Genomic DNA, 25,216 nt, shown 5'->3' with positions numbered 1-25,216 from the left:
TAAAGGTTGGGTCGCCAACCCGCAAATAAAGACAATAGGGGTCGTCATGGATCAACCCAGTGCAAGCCCGCAGCGCAGCTATACCCGTGGTTCCCAGGACAAAGCCTTGCTGGCGATGACCATCGGTCAGGCTTTCGACAATACGGTCGCGCAATACCCGGCCGGGGAGGCGCTGGTCGTGCGCCATCAGCGGTTGCGCTACACCTGGCAGCAACTCGCCGACGCCGTCGACCTGCACGCCAGAGCCCTGTTGGCGCTCGGCTTGCAGGCCGGTGACCGCCTCGGTATCTGGGCACCGAATTGCGCGCAGTGGTGCATCAGCCAGTTTGCCAGCGCAAAAATCGGTGTGATCCTGGTCAACATCAACCCGGCCTACCGCAGCTCCGAACTCGAATACGTGTTGAAGCAATCCGGCTGCCAATGGCTGGTCTGCGCCGGTGCGTTCAAGACCTCCGATTATCACGGGATGCTGCAAGGCCTGATGCCTGAACTGGCGGAGCAAACCATCGGAAAGCTGCAGAGCGAACGCCTGCCAGACTTGCGCGGCGTCATCAGTCTGGATGCACAACCCCCATCGGGCTTCCTGCCGTGGTCGCAACTGGGCGATCTCGCCGCCAGCGTGTCCGCCGAACAATTGCGTGAACGCCAGGACAGTCTGCATTTTGATCAGGCGGTGAACATCCAGTACACCTCCGGCACCACTGGCTTCCCGAAAGGCGCGACCCTCAGTCACTACAACATTCTCAACAACGGATACATGGTCGGCGAAAGCCTCGGGCTGACGGCCAATGACCGCCTGGTGATCCCCGTGCCGTTGTATCACTGCTTCGGCATGGTCATGGGCAACCTCGGCTGCATCACCCACGGCAGCACCATGATTTACCCCAACGATGCGTTCGATCCGCTCTTGACCCTGACCACGGTTGCCGAAGAAAAAGCTACCGCACTCTACGGCGTGCCCACCATGTTCATTGCCATGCTCGATCAACCCAAACGCGCCGAGTTCGATCTGTCGAGCCTTCGCACCGGGATCATGGCCGGGGCGACCTGTCCGATCGAGGTCATGCGCCGGGTCATCAGCGAGATGCACATGAGTGAAGTGCAGATTGCCTACGGCATGACGGAAACCAGCCCGGTGTCGTTGCAGACCGGTCCGTCGGACGAACTGGAATTGCGCGTCACCACCGTCGGCCGGACTCAGCCGCAACTGGAAAGCAAGATCATCGACGAGGCCGGCAACCTCGTGCCGCGCGGCACCATTGGCGAACTCTGCACCCGCGGTTACAGCGTGATGCTCGCTTACTGGAACAACCCGCAAGGCACCGCAGAAGCCATCGATCAGGCGGGCTGGATGCACACCGGCGACCTGGCGAGCATGAACGACGAGGGTTACGTGTGCATTGCCGGGCGCAACAAGGACATGATCATCCGCGGCGGTGAGAACATTTACCCGCGTGAGCTGGAAGAGTTCTTTTTTACCCATCCGGCGGTGGCGGACGTGCAAGTCATCGGCATCCCGTGTTCGCGCTATGGCGAAGAGATTGTCGCCTGGATCAAATTCCACCCGGGCCACAGCACCACCGAACAAGAACTGCAGACCTGGTGCAAGGAACGCATCGCGCACTTCAAGACGCCGCGTTACTTCAAGTTCGTGGAAGAGTTTCCAATGACCGTGACCGGCAAGATCCAGAAATTCCGGATGCGCGAGATCAGTATCGAGGAGTTGCGCGAAAAGCAGGCCTGACAAATTCTCCCTTGTGGGGGCCAGCCTGCTGGCGATAGCGGAGTGTCTGTAACATTCATTTGTCTGAACCACCGCGATCGCCAGCAGGCTGGCTCCCACAGGGGCGGTGGAGAAAACCTGGATCGCAGAAAGCACAAAGGGGAGCCGAAGCTCCCCTTTAATTTTCGTTGCGCGTGCTCATTTTTTATTATTGAGGGGCGGTCTGTTGTTGTTTTTAGTGACCGTGACCCTTTACCGCTGTTTTTGTCGATCCCCATCCGGGATCAAGAGCAAACGTATTTTTTTGAGCGCTGATCTGCATTTTCGCTGAGCGATCCAACCAGTTCGGGAGCTACCTGAAGGTAGTTTTATTGTTCTCTGCCCGGTTGCGGGTTGCTCCGAAAAGCACCCTGAAAAGCACATCCTCTCCAAAAAAATCTGTTAGCTGCGTCTCTGCCGTGTTGTTTTTGTTATGTCAGAGTCGTTACGTCTTATTTTTATTAGGTTTGCCGCTTTTTTTGTTCTTGTTATGCAGTAGAGATAGCAGGAGCCGTGCCAACTTTAAAAAATCGTTATAAATCAATATGTTGTGTTTTTTTTCGAATTTTCCGTTCAGGCAAAACCAGACAATTTGTTTCCGTGTTACTCGCATGTGCCCCACGTTTCAGGCACAGCGGTAACACCCGCACGCCTCACTGTGCGCTGCGAGCCTTGGCCACGCGCGAACCGGTCGGTCGCCCCAGCACGGAGCAAATCTGCTGGCCGGCCAAAATCAGCGCGTCCAGATCAATGCCGGTCTCTATACCCAGGCCGTTGAGCAGGTAAACCACATCTTCGGTGGCGACGTTACCGCTGGCGCCCTTGGCGTAAGGGCAGCCGCCGAGGCCAGCGATGGAGCTGTCGAACACCGCGATACCCTCCAGCAGGCTGGCGTAGATGTTGGCCATGGCCTGGCCATAGGTGTCGTGGAAGTGCCCGGCCAGTTTTTCACGCGGCACATCGGCCGAAACCACGTCGAACATCTTGCGGGTCGCGCCGGCGGTGCCGGTGCCGATGGTGTCGCCCAGAGAGACTTCATAGCAGCCCATGGCGTAGAGCTCGCGGGCGACCCGGGCGACTTGTTCGGGGGCGACGTGACCTTCGTAAGGGCAACCCAACACGCAGGACACGTAACCGCGCACGCTGACACCGTGTTGTTTGGCGGCATCCATGATCGGCACGAAACGCGCCAGGCTTTCGCTGATCGAGCAATTGATGTTGCGTTGGGAAAACGCTTCAGAGGCCGCGGCGAACACCGCGACTTCCTTGACCCCGGCCGCGATTGCATCCTCAAACCCGCGCAGGTTGGGGGCGAGTGCGCCATAGGTCACGCCCGGTTTCCGCTGGATCTGCGCAAAGACGTCGGCGGAGCCGGCCATTTGCGGCACCCACTTGGGCGAAACGAAACTGCCGACTTCTATATAGCCGAGGCCCGCAGCGGTCAGCGCGTCGACCAGTTGCACCTTGTCGGCAACGCTAATGGGTTGGGCTTCGTTTTGCAGACCGTCGCGGGGACCGACTTCGACCAGGCGTACATGAGAGGGTAGGGACATGGGAATCGACCTGTGCTGATTGTCTGAAGGCTGAGAAAACCCTATGGGGCGTGTTGACCTACTGAACCACTTCCTGGCTCTTGATCGTCTGTTCCAGCGCTTGGGTGCAGCGCTCCTGCGCCGTGTCCAGTTCGAGCTTCATCTGCTCGATGTCGAGCATCTGTTGCTCCAGCTGTTCGCGACGCTCGGCGATCTTGTTCAACATGGTTTGCAGCTGTTTCTGATTGCCGCCGGTGGGGTCGTAGAGTTCGATCAGCTCGCGGCACTCGGCCAGCGAGAAGCCAATGCGCTTGCCCCGCAGGATCAGCTTCAGGCTCACCTTGTCACGGGGCGTATACACGCGCTCCTGGCCACGACGCTCAGGGCTGAGCAGGCCTTGCTCTTCATAAAAGCGAATGGCCCGCGTGGTGATATCGAGCTCGCGGGCGAGGTCGGAAATGCTATAGGTCTGGCTGCTCATGGAAGCGCTCGAAAAAGGTCATGGCGCTAAGCTAATGGCAGGTTGACGTTTACGTCAAGGGGCATGGATCTTCATTGGTATCACTGGCCTCTTCGCGGGCAAGCCTCGCTCCTACAGTACGGCGCAGATCCCTGTGGGAGCGAGCCTGCTCGCGATGAACGATAACGCGGTAACAAGTCTTACACCTTATCGAGCTTCTTCTCATGCGCCGTCACTTGCTGGCACAACTCGATCATCTGTTCGCGCATCCAGCGGTTGGCCGGGTCCTGGTCGGTGCTTTCGTGCCAGTAGAGGTGAGTTTCCACCGGCGGCACGTCATTGACCGGCAAGTTCACCGAGTACAAGTCATGACGACGGGCAAAGCGCTCCGGCACGGTCATGACCATGTCGGTCTGCTGCAAGACCTGGGACGCCATCAAATAATGCTGGGAGCGCAGGGCGATCTTGCGCTGGATGCCCATTTTCCCCAGGGCCAGGTCGACATGACCCAGGCCGCTGCGGCGGCTGGAGATATGGATATGGGTCAGCGATAGATAATCCTCGAGGGTGAATTTCTCCTTGCCCGCCAGCGGATGGCCCTTACGCATGGCACAGACGTAACGGTCTTCCATCAACTTGACGTGACGCACCTGCGGGTCGGTGTTAAGCGGCGCATCCACCGCAAAATCCAGACGCCCGGCTGCCAGTTCCTTGGTGGTCTCGCGGCGCTTGGACAGAAAACTTTCGATGATTACCGTCGGTGCCAGGCGACGCAGACGCTGGAACAGAGGCGGCAGGATCACCGCTTCGGTCAGGTCGGTCATGCTGATGCGGTAGGTCTTGACCGCCTGCAACGGGTTGAAGATTCGGCTTTCCTGCACCGACACTCGCAGCAGGGAGAGGGCGTTACGCACCGGCCCGATGATGTTTTGCGCCATCGGCGTCGGCACCATGCCTTGCGCGGTGCGCACGAACAACGGGTCGTTGAAGGTCTCGCGCAGGCGGGCCAGAGCGTTTGAGACGGCTGGCTGAGTAATGCCGACAATCTGCCCGGCACGGGTCAGGTTGGCTTCGGTGTAGATCGCGTCGAAGACGATGAAAAGGTTGAGGTCGACCTTGCTCAGATTCATTGCGCTGCACTCTTATTGTTGGTTCTCAATCAGCCGATCATATATCGGTGATGAATGTTAATACACGCTGAGAATAGGCTAGGTAAATTATCAACGCTGTTCTAGCATCGATTGCATGACCTAAACAACCTCTGCCCAAGAAGGTAACTGCTCATGGATTTCGCTTATTCGCCCAAGGTTCAGGAACTGCGTGAGCGCGTGACAGCGTTCATGGACACCTACGTTTATCCCGCCGAAGCCGTGTTCGAGCGTCAGGTTGCCGAAGGTGATCGCTGGCAGCCGACCGCAATCATGGAAGAGCTCAAACTCAAGGCCAAGGCTGAAGGGTTGTGGAATTTGTTTCTGCCTGAGTCCGAGCTCGGTGCCGGCCTGACCAACCTCGAATACGCGCCATTGGCGGAAATCATGGGCCGCTCCCTGCTCGGCCCTGAGCCCTTCAACTGCTCCGCGCCAGACACTGGCAACATGGAAGTGCTGGTGCGTTACGCCAACGAAGAACAGAAGCAACGCTGGCTCGAACCGCTGCTGCGTGGCGAAATCCGCTCGGCGTTCGCCATGACCGAACCGGACGTGGCCTCGTCCGATGCCACCAACATGGCTGCCCGCGCTGTGCGTGACGGCGACGAGTGGGTGATCAACGGCAAAAAGTGGTGGACCTCAGGCGCCTGCGATCCACGCTGCAAGATCCTGATCTTCATGGGCCTGAGCAATCCGGACGCGCCACGCCACGCCCAGCACTCGATGATCCTGGTGCCGGTGGATGCCCCGGGCGTGAAGATCGTTCGTCCTCTGCCGGTGTTCGGCTACGACGACGCGCCTCACGGCCACGCCGAAGTGCTGTTTGAAAACGTTCGCGTGCCGTATGAAAACGTCCTGCTGGGCGAAGGACGCGGCTTCGAAATCGCTCAAGGTCGCCTTGGCCCGGGCCGGATTCACCACTGCATGCGCTCGATCGGCATGGCCGAGCGTGCGCTTGAGTTGATGTGCAAACGTGCGGTCAACCGTACCGCATTCGGTAAACCGCTGGCACGTTTGGGCGGCAACATCGACAAGATCGCCGACTCGCGGATGGAAATCGACATGGCACGCCTGCTGACGTTGAAAGCGGCGTACATGATGGACACCGTCGGTAACAAGGTGGCGAAGAGCGAGATTGCGCAGATCAAAGTCGTCGCGCCGAACGTGGCCTTGCGGGTGATCGACCGGGCCATCCAGATCCATGGCGGAGCAGGGGTTTCCAACGATTTCCCGCTGGCCTACATGTATGCCATGCAACGCACCCTGCGCCTGGCCGACGGCCCGGACGAAGTGCACCGCGCGGCGATCGGCAAATTCGAGATCGGCAAGTACGTGCCGAAAGAGATGATGCGTAGCGGGCAGTAAGACTGCGTCATCGTTCTTCGCGGCCAGGCCTCACTCCTACAGGGATCACTATTCTCTGTAAGAGCGAGGCTTGCCCGCGAAGGCGTCGACCCATTCAACACCGCAACATCTGACTCAATACACCCAAACCTCAACCCGCCGATTCTTGATCCGCCCCTCATCCGCGCTATTCGCCGCCACCGGCATCTCTGCGCCAAAGCCGCGAATCTCGCGAAACACCACGCCGCTTTTCACCAGTTCCCGCCGCACCGCCATCGCCCGCAGCTTCGATAACAAATCGGCACGCGCCGGATCGCTCTTGGCATCACCAAACCCCACCAGCGTCACCTGTCGATTGGTTTTGCCGCGCTGCTTTATATAGTCGAACACCCGTGACAAGTCTTGTCGGGCCTTGTTGTCCAGCGTCGCGCTGCCTTCCTCAAAGCGGAAATTCACCGACAGCCGCTGGGCGTGGCGGCTGAGCGCCTGATAACCCTCGGGCATCAAGGCGTTCGGCGTGACGCTCATGGCCTGCACGGTCTGCGCGACAAAACCGTTGTCTGCGACAATCGCCTGGCCTTTGCTGCTTTGCGCGAAGGCCACCAGCGCTTGCGCCCATGGATTTTTCCCGTTGGGCGGCAGGTAAAAGAACAGCCGCCGGGACAGCGGGTAATCCTCAGTGGCAATCAGGCTGTTGAGCGGCAACATGGCTTGGGATTGGCCATCGGCAATCGCCACGGCTTTGGCCTGGCGCACGTAAGGCAAACCTATAAAGCCGATGCCTTGCGGATCCTGGCTGACGGCGTCGGACAATTGCTCGCTGGATTCGAAGCGTTTCGCGGTGCTATTGAGTGTTTTCCCACGGCGACTGAGGACCAGTTCCTTGAAGGTGTCGTAGGTGCCCGATTGGTCATCTCGCGCATAGAGATGAATCGTCCCACCACGGCCGCCGAGTTCTTCCCAGGTTTTTGCCTCACCGCTGAAAATTCGCGCCAGTTGTTCTGTGTTGAGTTGGTTCAGCGGATTTTGCGGATGAAGGATGATCGCCAGTCCATCGATGGCGATGACCTGCTCGGCACCGGGGCTTTTAAAGTCACCCAGGGTTTTGAGCTCTGCCCGTTCGCTGTCCTTGATCGGGCGCGAGGAGGCGGCGAGGTCGGCAGAGGCGGTTTTCAAGGCGCTGAAACCGGTGCTGGAACCATGGGCCGCGACTTCCACCACCACCCGGCGTCCCTGAACGGTTTCGCCGACGATGCGTTGTTCGTTGGCTGTATCGGGGATTTCGCTGTGAACCTTGAGCAGGCCCTGTTCGCGCATCAGTCCTTCGACCAGTGCCGGCCCCAGTGCGGCGCCGATGGTGTTGGAACCCTGGATGCGCAGGACCGGGCCGTTTCCGGGAACCGGCAGATCGCCCGCCGAGGCCGTGAAGGGCAAAAAGGCGCACAGCATCAACAGGAATAATCTGCGCAGCGTCATGCCGGCACCTTATTTGGCCAAAGGAAGTGCCGGGAGATTAAGTCAGTAAGATGTCCGAAAGATGACAGTTACTAAATGTGGGAGCGACGGTGCGGCGATCCGACCTGCTCGCGATGAGGGCATAACAGCCAACACGTGTATTGAATGTAAGTGCGCTATCGTGAGCAGGCTCGCTCCCACAGTTTATTTGTGTCGAGGTCGAGAGGATCAGCTCAACTCAAGCCAGATCGGCGCATGATCCGATGGTTTTTCCATCCCGCGCAGTTCGTAGTCCACTCCCGCATCCTTCACGCGCGGCAACAAGCCATGGGACGCCATGATCACGTCGATCCGCAGTCCACGCTTGGGTTCGTCTTCGAAGCCGCGGCTGCGGTAGTCAAACCAGCTGAAACGGTCGGCCACGTCCGGGTTCAAGTGACGGAAACTGTCGACCAAGCCCCAGTTTTTCAGGCGGGCCATCCACTCGCGCTCTTCCGGCAGGAAGCTGCATTTGCCGGTTTTCAGCCAGCGTTTCATGTTGTCCGGGCCGATACCGATGTCGCAGTCTTCCGGGGAAATGTTCACGTCGCCCATCACCACCACCGGCTGTTCATTGCTGAACTGGCTTTCCAGCAACTGCTGCAGGTCGCCGTAGAAACGCTCCTTGGCCGGGAACTTGGTCGGGTGATCGCGGCTTTCGCCCTGTGGGAAATAGCCGTTCATGATGGTCACCGGCACGCCATTGGCGTCGGCGAACGTACCCCAGATGAAGCGCCGCTGGGCGTCTTCTTCGTCGGTGGCGAAACCTTTATGCAGGGCAATCGGTTCTTTGCGCGAGAGCAGGGCGACGCCGTAATGGCCTTTCTGCCCGTGGAAATACACGTGATAACCCAGCGCCTGTACCTCGGCCAGCGGGAACTGGTCGTCGTGAACCTTGGTTTCCTGCAGCCCGATCACATCCGGCTGGTGCTTGTCGATCAGCGCCGCCAGCTGATGCGGGCGAGCGCGCAGCCCGTTGATGTTGAAGGAGACGATCTTCATGGTCGGCAGTCCTGGCAAAAGGGCGATGCTAGCTGACCTGTAGGAATCGGGCCAGTGTTGAGGCTGGGGAGTTACCGTGTTCTGTCAGAGATGGGTTGTCTATGCCGGCCTCTTCGCGGGCAAGCCACGCTCCCACAGGGGGCTCGAGCGAACGCAAAATTTGTGTACGCCACAGAACCTGTGGGCGCGTGGCTTGCCCGCGAAGAGGCCAGTCCAGTCGATGAAGATCCCGCCTTGGTCTATACCTGTGGGGGAACTGTATTACCACCCAAAGGCTCGTACCAATAAGAGCGCCACCATTTTGAGCGGCGCCCCGGGGAGATCTACCGTTATGCCCGAAACCTCAACCGCCATTGCCGATATCCACATGCTCGACAGCGGCTACGCCCACGAAGCGCGCTCCCTGCTGTACCACGCTTACCGGCACGAACCGACCTTCGGCTACCTGTTCGAGGCCGAACGTCCCGGCTATGAACATCGTGTGCGGGCGACGGTGCGCGAACTGGTCAAACAACACTTTCTTCAGGATCTGCCGGCCATCGGCCTGCTGGTCAACGACCGCCTGATCGGCATCGCCTTGATCGCCCCGCCTCAGCGTCGACTGGGCATCACTGAAAGTTGGGCCTGGCGTTTGCGCATGGTGCTCAGCACCGGTTTTCGTTGCACCCGTCGCTACCTCGATTACCACGCCGCTGTGGCAGCCTGTGTACCTTCCGACTCGGTGCACGTCCTGCCGTTGCTGGGGATTCATCCGCAGTTCCAAGGCAAACACTTCGGTGAGCAACTGCTGCAAGCGGTGCACAACTGGTGTGCCGTCGATGAAACTTCCCAGGGCGTGATCCTCGACACCGGGAATCCTCGTTACCTCGAGTTTTATAAGCGTCAGGGCTATGAGGAAATTGGCGAGGTCGCCGTCGGACCGATTCGCGAACACGTGTTTTTCCACGCCAATCCCCAGGTGTTACAAACAGCAACGGCATAAAGGTAGAACTTTCACCGCACGCCAGGCTCTATCACGCTCCCAAGCTCGTGATAGCATCCGCGCCTATGAAGTTTCCAGGAAGAATTACCAGTGGCGTGCTGATGCTGTTCACCAGCTGCGCGGCACTGGCGCAAAGTGAATTGGATGTGCGGATCAAACCGTCCAACGATGAACTGAAAGCCAATATAGAGGGCTATATCGGCAGCCTCGGCGATCGTGACGAAGAAGCCTTGCTGCGCTTCAGTCGTGGCGCCGAGGAACAGGCGCGCAAGGCCGCCCAGGCCTTGGGTTATTACCAGCCGCAGATCGACAGCGACGTGAAGGTCGGCAAGACACCGCGTCTGGTGCTAAATATCGATCCCGGCGAGCCGGTGCATTTGCGCAACGTCACTATTCGCATCGACGGCCCGGCCGCCGCCCTCAAATCCTTTCGTGTCCCCAAAAGTAATGCGCTGAAAACCGGCGCAGTGCTGAACCATGGGCATTACGAAGACGCCAAACGGCTGATCCAGAATCAGGCCTCGCGCTATGGTTTTTTCAGTGGTTACTTCTCCAGCCAGAAATTGTCGGTAGACCCGCGTGCCGGCGTGGCCGACATCGAGCTCATCTATAACAGCGGCCCGCGCTATTCACTGGGCAAGGTCAGTTTCGAGGGCGACACGCCATTCGATGAAGACCTGCTGCGGCGTATGGTGCCGTTCAAGGAAGGCGCGCCCTACGACTCAGAGCTGATCGCCGAGCTCAATCAGGCGATGCAATCGAGCGGCTATTTTGAAAGTGTGCGGGTGGATGCGGCACCGACGGCGTCCAGGAACGATGTGATCCCGGTCGACGTCAAGCTCGAAACCCGCAAACCACGGACCATGGGCCTGGGGCTGGGTTATTCCACCGATGTCGGCCCCCGGATCAAGGCCAACTGGACCCGGCACTGGGTCAACCCGCAGGGGCACAGCTATGGCTGGGAGACCGAAATCTCGGCGCCGCGGCAGAACGTCGGGGTGTTCTACGACATCCCTCTGGACCCACCGCTGACCGACAAATTGCGCTTCGCCGGCGGTTATCAAAACGAAGAAATCGCCGACAAGGACTCTCTCAGCAAACTCCTGACCCTCGGCCCCGAATGGCACAGCAAGTTGCCCAGCGGTTGGCAGCGCGTGGTGTCGCTCAAGTGGCAGCGCGAGGAATACCGGCTCGGCGACGACTCAGGACTCAGCACATTGCTAATGCCCGGCGTCAGTTATTCCTACCTGAAAAGCGACAACCGCATCGACCCGCACAACGGCTATCGCCTGGAATTCGAGACCAAAGTGGCCAAGGAAGGTTTGGGTTCGGACAACAACCTGGTCTACGGCACCGCGCTGGTCAAAGGCTTGACCACGGTCTTCGATAAACACCGCTTCCTCGGTCGGGTGCAGGTCGGCGGCAGCGCCACCAATGGCTACAAATCCATACCGCCGTCGTTACGTTTCTTCGCCGGTGGCGATCAGAGTGTGCGCGGCTACGACTATCAAAGCCTGTCCCCGGAGAACTCCGAGGGCGACCGCATCGGTGGCCGCTACATGATCGCCGGCAGCGTCGAATATCAGTACTCCATCGCCGAAAAATGGCGGGTCGCGACCTTCGTTGACCAGGGTAACTCCTTCAATACACTTGAACTGCCGAACCTCAAGACCGGCGTGGGTATCGGCGTGCGCTGGGTTTCCCCGGTGGGGCCGATTCGCCTCGACCTTGCCCATGCGATGGACGACGACGGCGGCATTCGACTGCACTTTTCCATGGGGCCCGAGCTGTGAAGCATGGTTTGAAAATAACGCTGCTGGCGTTTCTGGCGCTGCTGATGCTGGTCCTCCTGGCCGTGACCACGGTGCTGGGCACGGCGACGGGCAGCCGTTGGGCACTCGGTTTTGTGCCGGGTTTGACCGTGGAGAATTTTCAGGGCCGATTGGGCGGGCAGTGGAGTGCCGATCGTCTGCTGTGGCAGCAAGACACCAGCCGGGTTGAACTGAGCAAACCGATATTCGCCTGGTCACCGCTGTGCCTGACGCGCATGACCTTGTGCATCGAGCAATTGAAGGCCGATCAGGTCAGCCTGCAATTTCCACCGGGTATCGATGAAGACAGCAGCGGCGATATCGAGCTTCCTGATCTGAAGTTACCGTTGGCGATTGAACTGGGCGACGTCCAGGTCGGCAGCTTGCTGTTCAACGGCAGCGAAGAACTCAAAGGCCTGCAACTGGCCGCACACTGGACCGCACAGGGCATGCAGATCGACTCGGTGAAGTTGCAACGTGACGATTTGAGTTTGAACCTGTCCGGCCTGCTGCAACCCACCGGAAACTGGCCGCTCAAGGCCGAAGGCACGTTAACCCTACCGGCCCCCGAGCCATGGCGCCTGGCGCTGAAGGTGGACGGCGACCTGCTGAAAACCCTGAACCTGAAAGCCGACAGCAGCGGTTACTTGAACGGGCAACTGACCGGCGAAGTGCAACCGCTGGTGGACAATCTTCCGGCCAAAGTACGGATCACAGCCGACGGCTTCAAACCCATTGCCGATCTACCGGACACCTTGCAACTCAATCAACTGGAGCTCACCGGCGACGGCGACCTGAAAAACGGTTACCAGTTGCTCGGCAAAGCCACGCTGCCCGCGGAAAAAGGCCCGATCGCGTTGTTGCTGCAAGGCAAGGTCGACGCCAACGGCGCGCAGATTGCCGCCCTCGACCTGACCGCCAACGACAAGCAAAACCTCAAGCTCACCGGCAACCTCGACTGGAGCAAAGGCCTGAGCGCCGATGCGAAAATCGACTGGCTGGATTTTCCGTGGCACAGCCTTTATCCACTGATCGACGAACCCGAAGTGGCGTTACGCAGCTTCAACGGTGAAGTCTCCTACACTGACGGAAAATACATCGGTCACTTCAAATCTGCACTGGATGGCCCGGCAGGTGCGTTCAGCCTCGAAAGCCCGTTCAGCGGCGACCTGACGAAAATCTATCTGCAACAGATTCAACTCGAAGCCGGGCAGGGCAAGGCCGTGGGGCATCTGAACCTGCAATTTGCCGATGGCATTGCCTGGGACACTGCGCTCGATCTGTCGGCGATCAACCCGGCGTATTGGGTCGCGGAGTTGCCGGGGACGCTGGCCGGGCCGTTGCGCAGTAAAGGCGAGATGAAGAATGAGAAGCTCAGCCTGAGCGCCGACCTCGACCTCAAAGGCAAACTGCGCGGGCAACCGGCGGTGATCCAGGCCAAGGCCGATGGCGGCGGTGAGCAATGGAACCTCAACGCGCTGCAAATCCGCCTCGGTGACAACAGCATCAACGGCAAGGGCAGCCTGCAACAGAAACTCGCCGGCCAGATCGACATCAAGCTGCCACGTCTGGCCCAACTCTGGCCGCAACTGCGCGGTCAACTCAACGGTCGCATTGATGTCGCCGGCACGCTCAAGGCACCGCAAGGCAAGCTCGGGCTGCAAGGCGCGCAACTGGCCTTCGAAGACAATCGCCTGCGAAGCCTGAACCTGGACGCGACCCTCGATGGCGCGCAACGGGCGAAAATCGACCTCAAGGGCAGCGGCATCCAGGCTGGCGATACGTCACTGGGCACGCTGACCGCCAGCGGCCAGGGCGATATCAAAAACCAGAAACTCGCCCTCGACCTGCAAGGACCGAAGCTGAAACTGGCGCTCGGCTTCGACGGCGCGCTGGACAAGGGCAACTGGCGCGGACGCCTGGCCAGCGGCGATATCCAGGCCGGCGGCCAGGACTGGAAGCTGCAAGGTCCGGCGAAGCTTGAACGGCTGGCGGACGGCAAAATCAACTTCGGTGCGCATTGCTGGATGTCCGGTCAGGCCAGTTTGTGTGGCGAAGACCAGCGCCTGATGCCAGAGCCGAAGCTGCGTTATCACCTCAAACAATTCCCGATTGAAAGCCTGGCGCAATGGTTGCCGAAGGATTTCGCCTGGAAGGGCAAACTTAATGCCGACCTGCAACTCGATCTGCCGGCCAGTGGCCCGGACGGTCAGGTCAGCGTCGATGCCAGCGGCGGCACATTGCGCATTAAGGAAAAGGATCAGTGGCTGGACTTCCCGTACCAGACCCTGAAACTCACCAGCAAACTCACGCCCAAACGCATCGACACTGACCTCAACTTCGTCGGCGGCAAGCTTGGCGAACTGAGGGTGCAGGCGCAGATTAATCCGCTGCCGAAAAACAAACCGCTCACCGGTTCGTTCCGTCTCAGCGGACTGGACCTGTCGGTGGCGCGGCCGTTTGTGCCGATGGTCGAGAAACTCACCGGCCGTTTGAACGGCAGTGGCACGCTGTCCGGCGATCTGCTGACGCCGCAGGTGAACGGTAATCTGCTGCTCAGCGACGGCGAAGTGTCCGGGCCTGAATTGCCGATGGAGTTGCAGGGCTTGCAGCTTCAAGCACAGATCGCCGGCGAAACAGTGCAATTGAACGGCGGCTGGAAAAGCGGCAAGAGCGGGCAGGGCAGTCTCAACGGCCACATCGCCTGGGGGCAGGCGTTGGTGGTGGACCTGACGCTCAAAGGCACGCAATTGCCAGTCACCGTCGAACCCTATGCCAAGCTGGAAGTGGCGCCGGACCTGAAGATCTCGATGAAGGACGACCAGCTGGCGATCGCCGGCAAAGTGCGGGTGCCCAAGGGCGAAATCACCGTTCGCGAGTTGCCGCCGTCGACGGTCAAGGTTTCCGATGACACGGTGATCGTCGGTCAACAGACCGAAGAGGGTAAGCCGCCGCTAGCCATGAAGATGGACATCGACGTGGTGGTGGGTGAGGACAAGCTCAGTTTTGCCGGGTTTGGCCTGACCGCCAACCTGCAAGGTCATGTGCACATCGGCGACAACATGGACACCCGCGGTGAGCTCTGGCTCAACGATGGGCGTTATCGAGCCTATGGCCAGCGGCTGACGGTGCGTCGTGCACGGCTGTTGTTCGCTGGCCCGATTGACCAGCCGTATCTGGACATCGAAGCCATTCGCCAGACCGACGACGTAATCGCCGGCATTCGCCTCAGCGGCAGCGCCGAGCAGCCGACCACGCAGATTTTCTCCGAGCCGGCGATGAGCCAGGAACAGGCCTTGTCCTATCTGGTGCTCGGGCGTCCGCTGAGCAGCAACGGGGAAGACAACAACATGCTGGCCCAGGCGGCGCTCGGGTTGGGCCTGATGGGCAGTGCGGGGATGACCGGCAAACTGGCCAATGACCTGGGGATTCAGGACTTCCAGCTCGACACCCAAGGCAGCGGCAACACCACCAGCGTCGTGGCCAGCGGCAACCTTTCGGAAAAACTCACCTTGCGCTATGGCGTTGGCGTGTTCGAACCGGCCAACACCATTGCCTTGCGCTACAAGCTGAGCAAAAAGGTTTACCTCGAAGCCGCTGGCGGCGTGGCCAGCTCGCTGGATATCTTCTACAAGCGGGATTTCTAAGCTCGCGTTTCCCTCCGAAACCGAGTCGCTCCCTTCGCGAGCAAGCCCGCTCCCACATTTGATCTGCGGCGTACACAAATCCAATGTGGGAGCGGGCTTGCTCGCGATGGGCGCGCTGCGGTCACCGATCCGAAGCAACTTTCCCGCGCCATTTATCAGCCAAATAGAAAGCAACCTAACTATTACGTTGACATTCGCTGTCTAGGCAGTAACATCTCGTCATACATTCACTGCCTAGGCAGCTAATTGGTGGTCAGATGAAACATTTCACCCCGGACGCATTCCACACTTGCCATCTCGGCCTCCTGCTCGGGCGTGCTGCGCTGCTCAAGGACCGGATCATCGACACGCACATGGAACCCCACGGCATCACCGCCGCGCAGTTCAAAGTGCTGATCATCATGGCCCAGTTCGGCGTCGATACCCCGGCCGAGCTGTGCCGACACCTGTCGTTGGACAGCGGTTCGATGACCCGCATGCTCGATCGTCTGGAACAGAAAGGTTTCCTCGCCCGCCAACGTTCCGAGGCGGACCGCCGCCAGGTGAAACTAGTGCTGACAGAGCAAGGCCAGCAATTGACTGACCGCCTGCCGGAAATCGGCGCCGACGCCATGAATGAACTGGCCGGCGCGATCACCCCGCAAGAACTGAAAACCCTGGAACAGATCCTCAAGAAAATCCTGGTAGCAGCCGGTGACTCGATCACGCTGCAGCGGGTAGGTGACCAATGAGCAGTAAAACCTTGCGTGCCGGCCTGAGCCTGGTGCTGGCGGCCGTGACCCTGGCGGGTTGCGCCAGCTACAGCGGCCTGACCACTGAAGGCGTCAGCCTCGATGCGAAAAACCTCAAGGCCGGGCAATCCCTCAGCGGTGTGACGCTGTCGCCCGCGGCCTGGCCGAAAAGTGACTGGTGGAAAAGCCTCGGCGACCCGCAACTCGACGGCTTGATCCGCGAAGCCCTGCACGACAGCCCCGACATGCAGATTGCCGACGCTCGCGCCCACCAGGCCAGCGCCGCCGCGTATGCCGCCGATGCCGCGCGCATGCCGACCCTCGAGCCAGCGCCGGTGTCAGCCGTTCGCGTCTGGCCCGGGATCAGGACCCAAGCGGGCAGGGTGATACTTACTCCACCGTGCGCAACATCAGTGCCAGTTTCAATTACAACTTCGACCTCTGGGGCGGTCAGCGTGATGCCTGGGAAGCCGCACTGGGTCAGGCCCGTGCTGCCGAAGTCGATCAACAAGCCGCGCAACTGACCTTGTCCGCCGACGTCGCCCGCGCCTACAGCGACCTGGGTCAGGCGCACATCGTCTATGACCTGGCCAATGAAGACCTCAAGCGCACCCAGCAAATGCTCGACCTGAGCCGGCGCCGCCTGAGCTCGGGGATCGACAGCCAATACCAGTTCCAGCAAACCGAAAGCCTGGAAGCCAGTTCCGAAGCCAGCCTGATCGACGCCGAAAAACGCCTGCAAAGCGCGAAAATCGCCTTGGCGGTGCTGCTCGGCAAAGGCCCGGATCGGGGCAATGAAATCGCCCGGCCGAAGATCCTGCAAGCCAGCGCCGTGGCGTTGCCATCGGTGTTGCCGGCCGAGCTGCTCGGTCGTCGTCCAGACCTGGTGGCCGCACGCTGGCGAGTCGAGGCCGCGAGCAAGAACATCGCTGCCGGCAAGACCCAGTTCTACCCCAACCTCAACCTGAGCGCCGCGGCCGGTGCCGAGTCGTTGCTGGGTGATGCGATGTTTGGTTCGGCAAGCCGTTTCTTCAACGTTGCGCCGACGATCTCTGTGCCGATTTTCGACGGTGGCCGCCTGCGTGCCGACCTCGATTCCCGCGACGCCGATTACGACCTCGCGGTGGCGCAGTACAACAAAAGCCTGGTGAAAGCCCTGGGAGATGTCAGCGACACCATCAACCAGTTGCGCGATATCGGCCGGCAGATCGGGGCGCAGCAACACGCCACCGACATTGCCCAGGATTCTTACAACACCGTGGTCCAGCGGTACGGTTCCGGCATCGGCAATTACCTGGACGTACTCAGCATCGAGCAGCAATTGCTTCAGGCCCAGCGTCAGTTGGCCAACCTGAATGCCGAGCAGATCGACCTGTCGATCCAACTGATGCAGGCGCTGGGCGGCGGCTTCCAGGGCGAGACCCTGGCCGCGGCCAACGCAATCCCTGCCACGCAGCACAATTAATTCAAGGTATTGGTCATGGCCACTGCAGAAAACACACAAACCCCTGATAACACTCCAGACACCAGCAACCCGCGCAAACGCAAAATCATGCTGGTGGTGCTCGCGATCGTGGTGATCCTCGCCGGTGTCGGTGTCTGGGGCTATCACGAATTCTACGGGCGCTGGAATGAAAGCACCGACGACGCCTATGTTAACGGCAACGTGGTGGAAATCACCCCGCTGGTCACCGGCACGGTGGTCAGTATTGGCGCCGACGATGGCGACCTGGTCCATGAGGGCCAGGTGCTGGTCAACTTCGACCCGAATGACGCCCAAGTCGGTCTGCAAAGTGCCCAGGCCAATCTGGCCCGCACCGTGCGTCAGGTGCGCGGCTTGTACAGCAACGTCGACGGCATGAAAGCCCAGGTCAACGCCCAGCAGGCCGAAGTACAGAAGACCCAGGACAACTTCAATCGCCGAAAAAACCTTGCCGCTGGCGGTGCGATTTCCCAGGAAGAACTGTCCCACGCTCGCGATGACCTGACCTCGGCGCAAAACGCCTTGGCCAACGCCAAGCAGCAACTGAAAACCACCAGTGCTTTGGTGGATGACACCGTGGTTTCGTCGCACCCGGACGTGATGTCCGCGGCCGCGCAATTGCGTCAGGCTTACTTGAACAACTCCCGCAGCACCTTGATCGCGCCGGTCACCGGGTATGTCGCCAAACGTTCCGTGCAGCTGGGCCAGCGCGTCCAGCCGGGCACCGCGTTGATGGCGGTTATTCCGCTGGATCAGCTGTGGATCGATGCCAACTTCAAGGAAACCCAGCTGCGTGACATGCGCATCGGTCAGCCCGTCGATATCGAAGCCGACCTTTACGGCAGCGACGTGAAATTCAGCGGCACCATCGACAGCCTTGGCGCCGGCACCGGCAGCGCATTTGCCCTGTTGCCGGCGCAGAACGCCACCGGTAACTGGATCAAGATCGTGCAACGGGTACCCGTGCGGATTCACATCAACGCCGAAGAGCTTGCGAAACATCCATTGCGGGTCGGCCTGTCGACTCAGGTCGATGTGAACCTGCACGACCAGAGCGGCCCAGTGCTGGCGCAACAGCCGCCGCAAAAGGCTTCGTTCAGCACCAACGTCTACGACCGTCAGTTGGCCGAGGCCGACGCGATGATCACTCAGTTGATCCACGACAACAGCGCGGCGGTCAGCAAAACCGTCCAGCGCTGACACCGACCCTGTGGGAGCGAGCCTTTGTGGCGAGGGAGCTTGCTCCCGCTGGGTCGCGAAGCGACCCCAAAAGCTTTACGACTGCTTCGCAGCCGAGCGGGAGCAAGCTCCCTCGCCACAAAAGCTCCCTCACCACAAGGCTCGTACACAAGGTCAGCTGCGTCTGTAACAGGCGCCGCGCCAATCAGGCTTCAAGGGATTCACGATGAGCAATAACGCGTCTTTCACGCCGCCCAGCCTGCTGCTCAGCACCATCGGCCTGTCGCTGGCGACCTTCATGCAAGTGCTCGACACCACCATCGCCAACGTGGCGCTGCCGACGATTTCCGGCAACCTGGGCGTGAGCTCGGAGCAGGGCACCTGGGTGATCACTTCGTTTGCGGTGAGCAATGCGATTGCGCTGCCGCTGACCGGTTGGCTCAGCCGCCGGTTTGGTGAGGTGAAGCTGTTTCTCTGGGCGACCATTCTCTTTGTCGTGGCCTCGTTTCTCTGCGGTATCTCGACCTCGATGCCCGAGCTGATTGGCTTCCGGGTGTTGCAAGGCCTGGTGGCGGGGCCGTTGTACCCAATGACCCAGACGCTGCTGATCGCGGTCTACCCACCCGCCAGGCGCGGCATGGCCCTGGCGTTGCTGGCGATGGTCACAGTGGTGGCACCGATTGCCGGCCCGATCCTCGGTGGCTGGATTACCGACAGTTACAGCTGGCCGTGGATTTTCTTTATCAACGTGCCGATCGGGATCTTCGCGGTGATGGTGGTGCGCCAGCAATTGAAGGCGCGTCCGGTGGAAACCAGCCGCCAGCCGATGGATTACGTGGGGTTGATCACGCTGATCATTGGTGTCGGTGCGTTGCAGGTGATCCTCGACAAGGGCAATGACCTTGATTGGTTTGAGTCCAACTTCATCCTCATTGGTGCGGCGATTTCAGTGATTGCGCTGGCGGTGTTCGTGATCTGGGAAATGACTGATAAGCACCCAGTGGTCAACCTGCGGCTGTTCGCTTACCGCAATTTTCGCATCGGCACCATTGTGTTGGTGTTGGGTTACGCTGGGTTCTTCGGCATCAACCTGATCCTGCCGCAATGGCTGCAAACCCAGATGGGCTATACCGCCACGTGGGCGGGTCTGGCGGTGGCGCCCATCGGGATTCTGCCGGTGCTGATGTCGCCGTTTGTCGGCAAATACGCGCACAAGTTCGACCTGCGGCTGCTGGCTGGCCTGGCGTTCCTGGCGATTGGCCTGAGCTGCTTCATGCGCGCCGGGTTCACCAACGAAGTGGACTTCCAGCATATCGCCCTGGTGCAATTGTTCATGGGCATTGGCGTGGCGTTGTTCTTCATGCCGACCTTGAGCATTCTGATGTCGGACCTGCCACCGAGCCAGATCGCCGACGGCGCGGGCCTGGCGACGTTTCTGCGGACCTTGGGCGGCAGTTTTGCGGCGTCGCTGACCACGTGGATCTGGATTCGTCGGGCGGATCAGCATCACGCCTATATGAGCGAAAGCATCAGCACTTATGAGCCCGCGACCCGCGAGGCGCTGAATGCGCTGGGCGGGCCGAGCAATCCGGCGTATGCGCAGCTGGATCATGTGCTGACCAGTCAGGCCTACATGCTCTCCACCGTGGATTACTTCACGTTGCTGGGGTGGGCGTTCATGGGCTTAATCGTGATTGTGTGGCTGGCGAAACCGCCGTTCGCGGCGAAGGCGGGGCCTGCGGCCTCCGGCCATTAACCCAACGCGGTCAAACTGTAGGAGTGAGCCTGCTCGCGATAGCGGTATCACATTCAACAACTTTGTTGACTGATACACCGCTATCGCGAGCAGGCTCACTCCTACAGTGGGATTTGTGTTTGGCAGTTAGAGCGTGGGGGCTGCCAGTTGTGGCGGCGGTGCGAAGTTGAAGGGGGCGAGGGCAAACCCTTGCTCATCCACCTGCAACGCCCAGCCCTGACGGTCCCAATCCCCCAGCACAATGCGCTTGGCCGCTTGCTCGCCAATCTGCAACTTGTGAATGGCCGGGCGATGGGTGTGCCCATGGATCAAGGTCGTCACGCCGTACTCCTGCATGATCCGCGGCACTTCTTCCGGCGTGACATCGACAATGTCGTTGGCCTTCATCCGCGTCTGCGTCCGGCTTTCGCTGCGCAGCTTGCGCGCCAGTTTATGCCGTGCGCGCAACGGCAGGTGCCGCAGGATGAACAGGGTGATCGGGTTGCGCAGGTAGCGACGCAGCTTCATATAAGCCTCGTCGCGGGTGCAGAGGCTGTCGCCGTGCATCAATAGCACCGGCTCGCCGTTGAATTGCACGACACTCGGGTCCTTCAATAACGTGCAACCGGCCTGTTTGCAGAAGGCCTGGCCGAGCATGAAGTCGCGATTGCCGTGCATCAGAAAAATGGCCGTGCCGCTGTCGCTGAGTTCGCGCAGGGCCTGGCAGATGGAACGCTGGAACGGCGTCATGGCATCGTCGCCAATCCACGCCTCGAAAAAGTCGCCCAGGATGTACAGCGCACTCGCCGAGCGGGCGCGTCCGGCGAGCAAATCCAGAAACGCCCGGGTAATGTCCGGGCGCTCCTCTTCCAGATGCAAGTCTGAAATCAGCAGTATCACGCTTCGATGATCTCGGCTTTCTCGATGATCACGTCGTCTGCTGGTACGTCTTGGTGGCCGGATTTCATGGTGGTGGAAACACCTTTGATCTTGTCGACAACGTCGGTGCCTTCAACGACTTTGGCGAACACCGCGTAGCCCCAGCCCTGAGTGGTCTTGGCGCTGTGGTTCAGGAAACTGTTGTCAGCCACATTGATGAAGAACTGGGCGGAAGCCGAATGCGGTTCCATGGTGCGGGCCATGGCGACGGTGTACTTGTCGTTCGGCAGGCCGTTGTCGGCTTCGTTCTGGATGCTTGGGCGCTTGTCTTTCTTTTCTTTCATGCCTGGCTCGAAACCGCCGCCCTGGATCATGAAGTTACCGATGACGCGGTGGAAAACAGTGTTTTCGTAGTGACCGGCTTTGACGTACTCGATGAAGTTGGCAACGGTCAGCGGTGCCTTTTCAGCGTTCAGTTCCAGGACGATGTCGCCATGGTTTGTTGTCAGTTTGACTTGGGTCATGATCGGTACTCTTTCTGGGAATTCGTGGGTTTCGGGGCGTTGAAGCCCTCAACCGGTCCGGCCAATGTCGGCCAAGGTGCGCAGTTTAGCGTGCCGGGCGCGAATTTCGAGGCTGTTTTTCATTTGCATCCGATTAAATGCAGCCGTTTTCGGGCCTGCTCTGTCAGCGACTTGACGGCATCGGCTATGATAAGCCCCTTTGTTTTAACCGCCGCTTTGATTTGGCCAACTGGCCGCGCACTTGTACGTTCAAGGATCCTATGAGCAAGCCCACTGTCGACCCTACCTCGAATTCCAAGACCGGCCCTGCTGTGCCGGTCAATTTCCTGCGCCCGATCATCCAGGCGGACCTGGACTCGGGTAAGCACACGCAGATCGTCACCCGTTTCCCGCCTGAGCCCAACGGCTACCTGCACATCGGTCACGCCAAGTCGATTTGCGTGAACTTTGGCCTGGCCCAGGAATTTGGCGGCGTCACGCACCTGCGTTTCGACGACACCAACCCGACCAAGGAAGACCAGGAATACATCGACGCGATCGAAAGCGACGTCAAATGGCTGGGCTTTGAATGGTCCGGCGAAGTGCGCTACGCCTCGCAGTATTTCGACCAGTTGCACGACTGGGCCGTCGAGCTGATCAAGGCCGGCAAGGCCTACGTCGATGACCTGAGCCCGGAGCAGGCCAAGGAATACCGCGGCACCCTGACCGAGCCGGGCAAGAACAGCCCGTTCCGTGATCGCTCCGTGGAGGAAAACCTCGACTGGTTCGCCCGCATGCGTGCCGGCGAATTCCCGGACGGCGCACGCGTGCTGCGGGCCAAGATCGACATGGCCTCGCCGAACATGAACCTGCGCGACCCGATCATGTACCGCATCCGTCACGCGCATCACCACCAAACCGGTGACAAGTGGTGCATCTACCCGAACTACGACTTCACCCACGGTCAGTCGGACGCCATCGAAGGCATCACCCACTCGATCTGCACCCTGGAGTTCGAAAGCCATCGGCCGCTGTACGAGTGGTTCCTGGAGAACCTGCCGGTGCCGGCGAACCCGCGTCAGTACGAGTTCAGCCGCCTGAACCTGAACTACACCATCACCAGCAAGCGCAAACTCAAGCAACTGGTCGATGAAAAGCACGTGTTCGGCTGGGACGATCCGCGCATGTCCACGCTATCGGGCTTCCGCCGCCGTGGCTACACGCCGAAATCGATCCGTAACTTCTGCGACATGGTCGGCACCAACCGTTCCGACGGCGTGGTGGACTTCGGCATGCTCGAATTCAGCATCCGCGACGACCTCGACCACAGCGCCCCACGTGCCATGTGCGTGTTGCGTCCGCTGAAAGTCGTGATCACCAACTACCCGGAAGGCCAGGTCGAAAACCTCGAACTGCCATGCCACCCGAAAGAAGACATGGGCATGCGCGTTCTGCCGTTCGCCCGTGAAATCTACATCGACCGTGAAGACTTCATGGAAGAGCCGCCGAAAGGCTACAAACGCCTGGAACCGGCCGGCGAAGTGCGTCTGCGCGGCAGCTACGTGATCCGTGCCGATGAAGCGATCAAGGACGCCGATGGCAACATCGTCGAACTGCGCTGCTCCTACGACCCGGAAACCCTGGGCAAGAACCCTGAAGGCCGCAAGGTCAAAGGCGTGGTGCACTGGGTGCCAGCGGCTGCCAGCGTCGAGTGTGAAGTGCGTCTGTACGATCGCCTGTTCCGCTCTGCGAACCCTGAGAAGGCCGAAGACAGCGCCAGTTTCCTGGACAACATCAACCCTGACTCGCTGCAAGTCCTCACCGGTTGTCGTGCTGAACCCTCGCTGGGCAATGCACAGCCGGAAGACCGTTTCCAGTTCGAGCGCGAAGGTTACTTCTGCGCGGATATCAAGGACTCGAAGCCGGGCGCTCCGGTATTCAACCGTACCGTGACCTTGCGTGATTCGTGGGGCCAGTGATTCAAGGAACCTCTAACGTGCTTTCGATCTACAACACGCTCACCAAGAGCAAAGAAGTTTTCAAGCCGCTGGATGGCAATAATGTGCGCATGTATGTCTGCGGGATGACCGTGTACGACTACTGCCACCTGGGCCATGGCCGCAGCATGGTCGCATTCGACCTGGTGACCCGCTGGTTGCGATTCAGCGGTTACGACCTGACTTACGTGCGCAACATCACCGACATTGACGACAAGATCATCAATCGGGCCAAGGAGAACGGCGAGTCGTTCGAAGCCTTGACCGAGCGCATGATCGCGGCGATGCACGAAGATGAAGCGCGCTTGAACATCAAGAAGCCGGACATGGAACCGCGCGCCACCGGGCATATCCCCGGCATGCACGCGATGATCCAGACCCTGATCGACAAGGGTTACGCCTACGCCCCGGGCAATGGCGACGTGTACTACCGCGTCGCCAAGTTCATGGGCTACGGCAAGCTGTCGCGCAAGAAAATCGAAGACCTGCGCATCGGCGCGCGGATCGAAGTCGACGAGTCGAAACAGGACCCGCTGGACTTCGTATTGTGGAAAGGCGCCAAGCCGGGTGAGCCGAGCTGGCCATCGCCGTGGGGCGACGGTCGTCCGGGCTGGCACATTGAGTGCTCGGTGATGTCGACCTGCTGCCTGGGCGAGACCTTTGACATTCATGGCGGCGGCAGCGACCTAGAGTTCCCGCACCACGAAAACGAAATCGCCCAGAGCGAAGCGGCTACCGGCAAGACCTACGCCAATGCGTGGATGCATTGCGGCATGATTCGCATCAATGGCGAGAAGATGTCCAAGTCTTTGAACAACTTCTTCACCATTCGCGACGTGCTGGAAAAGTACCACCCGGAAGTCGTGCGTTACCTGCTGGTGTCGAGCCATTACCGCAGCGCGATCAACTACTCGGAAGACAACCTCAAGGACGCCAAAGGCGCACTCGAGCGTTTCTACCATGCGTTGAAAGGCCTGCCGAGCGTGGCGCCGGCTGGCGGCGAAGCCTTTGTCGAGCGCTTCACCCAGGTGATGAACGACGACTTCGGCACGCCGGAAGCCTGTGCGGTGCTGTTCGAGATGGTGCGCGAGATCAACCGTTTGCGCGAGAGCGATCTCGATGCAGCGGCGGGTCTGGCGGCGCGTTTGAAGGAACTGGCCAGCGTGCTGGGCGTGTTGCAGCTTGAGGCCGATGACTTCTTGCAGGCTGGCGCTGAAGGACGGGTTGATGCGGCTGAAGTTGATGCATTGATTGCTGCGCGTTTGGCGGCCCGAGCCGGGAAAGACTGGGCTGAGTCCGACCGTATCCGCGACCAGCTCACCGCCATGGGCGTGGTGCTGGAAGATGGGAAGGGCGGCACGACCTGGCGTCTGGCTGACTGATTGCTGTGTTTGCTACAAACAAAACCCGCCTTGTGCGGGTTTTTGTTTTTTGTGTTTGGCGAGAGTGCTGCGGCGTCCCGGCTGGCGCCTTCGCGGGCAAGCCTCGCTCCTACAAGGGTTATGTCGTTCACATTATTGGAGAACG

At 59.9% G+C, this 25,216-nt stretch carries 17 protein-coding genes and 1 pseudogene; 11 read left to right on the top strand and 7 right to left on the bottom strand.

What is annotated here, in order from left to right:
* Positions 1-46: 46 nt before the first annotated feature.
* Positions 47-1,744: an AMP-binding protein gene (locus ACA068_RS19045; protein ID WP_497303948.1), complete on the top strand. Its 1,698-nt coding sequence runs from the start codon at positions 47-49 to the stop codon at positions 1,742-1,744.
* 671 nt (positions 1,745-2,415) lie between these two features.
* Here the strand turns inward: ACA068_RS19045 and ACA068_RS19040 are convergent.
* The 3 genes from ACA068_RS19040 to ACA068_RS19030 form a co-directional block, all read right to left on the bottom strand.
* The gene (locus ACA068_RS19040; protein WP_497303946.1) at positions 2,416-3,315 is read right to left on the bottom strand and encodes a hydroxymethylglutaryl-CoA lyase; all 900 of its coding nucleotides are present in this window, start codon (positions 3,313-3,315) and stop codon (positions 2,416-2,418) included.
* Positions 3,316-3,373: 58 nt separating this feature from the next.
* On the bottom strand, positions 3,374-3,775 hold the full coding sequence (locus ACA068_RS19035) for a MerR family transcriptional regulator (protein WP_219097073.1): 402 nt from the start codon (positions 3,773-3,775) through the stop codon (positions 3,374-3,376).
* Positions 3,776-3,954: 179 nt separating this feature from the next.
* The gene (locus ACA068_RS19030) at positions 3,955-4,884 is read right to left on the bottom strand and encodes a LysR family transcriptional regulator (RefSeq protein ID WP_497303944.1); all 930 of its coding nucleotides are present in this window, start codon (positions 4,882-4,884) and stop codon (positions 3,955-3,957) included.
* A 153-nt stretch (positions 4,885-5,037) separates the two neighbouring features.
* Here ACA068_RS19030 and ACA068_RS19025 point away from each other — a divergent pair, with 153 nt between their 5' ends.
* The gene (locus tag ACA068_RS19025; RefSeq protein ID WP_095053146.1) at positions 5,038-6,267 is read left to right on the top strand and encodes an acyl-CoA dehydrogenase; all 1,230 of its coding nucleotides are present in this window, start codon (positions 5,038-5,040) and stop codon (positions 6,265-6,267) included.
* A gap of 114 nt (positions 6,268-6,381) precedes the next feature.
* On the opposite strand, the gene ACA068_RS19020 is transcribed toward ACA068_RS19025, so the two are convergent.
* Together ACA068_RS19020 and xthA are read right to left on the bottom strand one after the other, a co-directional pair.
* Positions 6,382-7,722, bottom strand: a complete 1,341-nt coding sequence (locus ACA068_RS19020; RefSeq protein WP_497303942.1) for a substrate-binding domain-containing protein — start codon at positions 7,720-7,722, stop codon at positions 6,382-6,384.
* 207 nt (positions 7,723-7,929) lie between these two features.
* A complete protein-coding gene (gene xthA, locus ACA068_RS19015) occupies positions 7,930-8,742 on the bottom strand; it encodes an exodeoxyribonuclease III (RefSeq protein WP_497303941.1) in 813 nt (270 codons plus the stop codon).
* A 331-nt stretch (positions 8,743-9,073) separates the two neighbouring features.
* Here xthA and ACA068_RS19010 point away from each other — a divergent pair, with 331 nt between their 5' ends.
* From ACA068_RS19010 to ACA068_RS18980, 7 genes and pseudogenes are all read left to right on the top strand, one after another.
* A complete protein-coding gene (locus tag ACA068_RS19010; RefSeq protein ID WP_027925074.1) occupies positions 9,074-9,724 on the top strand; it encodes a GNAT family N-acetyltransferase in 651 nt (216 codons plus the stop codon).
* A 65-nt stretch (positions 9,725-9,789) separates the two neighbouring features.
* Complete coding sequence (locus tag ACA068_RS19005) at positions 9,790-11,517, top strand: autotransporter assembly complex protein TamA (RefSeq protein WP_497303939.1); 1,728 nt, start codon at positions 9,790-9,792, stop codon at positions 11,515-11,517.
* On the top strand, positions 11,514-15,182 hold the full coding sequence (locus tag ACA068_RS19000) for a translocation/assembly module TamB domain-containing protein (RefSeq protein WP_497303938.1): 3,669 nt from the start codon (positions 11,514-11,516) through the stop codon (positions 15,180-15,182). The genes ACA068_RS19005 and ACA068_RS19000 overlap by 4 nt, the downstream gene beginning before the upstream one ends.
* 257 nt (positions 15,183-15,439) lie before the next feature.
* Positions 15,440-15,913, top strand: a complete 474-nt coding sequence (locus ACA068_RS18995; protein WP_497303936.1) for a MarR family winged helix-turn-helix transcriptional regulator — start codon at positions 15,440-15,442, stop codon at positions 15,911-15,913.
* Positions 15,910-17,378 (top strand): annotated as a pseudogene (locus tag ACA068_RS18990) (efflux transporter outer membrane subunit). The gene ACA068_RS18995 and the pseudogene ACA068_RS18990 overlap by 4 nt, the downstream one beginning before the upstream one ends.
* 15 nt (positions 17,379-17,393) lie before the next feature.
* Positions 17,394-18,596 (top strand): HlyD family secretion protein, encoded by a 1,203-nt coding sequence (locus ACA068_RS18985; protein ID WP_497303934.1) that lies wholly within the window; start codon positions 17,394-17,396, stop codon positions 18,594-18,596.
* Positions 18,597-18,801: 205 nt separating this feature from the next.
* Complete coding sequence (locus ACA068_RS18980; RefSeq protein ID WP_497303933.1) at positions 18,802-20,331, top strand: DHA2 family efflux MFS transporter permease subunit; 1,530 nt, start codon at positions 18,802-18,804, stop codon at positions 20,329-20,331.
* A 126-nt stretch (positions 20,332-20,457) separates the two neighbouring features.
* Here ACA068_RS18980 and lpxH read toward each other — a convergent pair whose 3' ends face one another.
* Positions 20,458-21,210, bottom strand: a complete 753-nt coding sequence (lpxH, locus tag ACA068_RS18975; RefSeq protein ID WP_497303931.1) for a UDP-2,3-diacylglucosamine diphosphatase — start codon at positions 21,208-21,210, stop codon at positions 20,458-20,460.
* Positions 21,207-21,713, bottom strand: a complete 507-nt coding sequence (locus tag ACA068_RS18970) for a peptidylprolyl isomerase (protein WP_497303929.1) — start codon at positions 21,711-21,713, stop codon at positions 21,207-21,209. The genes lpxH and ACA068_RS18970 overlap by 4 nt, the downstream gene beginning before the upstream one ends.
* A gap of 260 nt (positions 21,714-21,973) precedes the next feature.
* On the opposite strand from ACA068_RS18970, the gene ACA068_RS18965 reads away from it, so the two are divergent.
* Positions 21,974-23,671: a glutamine--tRNA ligase/YqeY domain fusion protein gene (locus ACA068_RS18965; protein ID WP_497303927.1), complete on the top strand. Its 1,698-nt coding sequence runs from the start codon at positions 21,974-21,976 to the stop codon at positions 23,669-23,671.
* 17 nt (positions 23,672-23,688) lie between these two features.
* Positions 23,689-25,071: a cysteine--tRNA ligase gene (cysS, locus tag ACA068_RS18960; protein ID WP_497303925.1), complete on the top strand. Its 1,383-nt coding sequence runs from the start codon at positions 23,689-23,691 to the stop codon at positions 25,069-25,071.
* The last annotated feature ends 145 nt before the right edge of the window (positions 25,072-25,216 follow it).

It is taken from the genome of Pseudomonas sp. LBUM1660 (assembly GCF_059695935.1).
The sequence above is the reverse complement of the archived record's forward strand: the minus strand, read 5'-3'. Positions and strand labels throughout refer to the sequence as shown.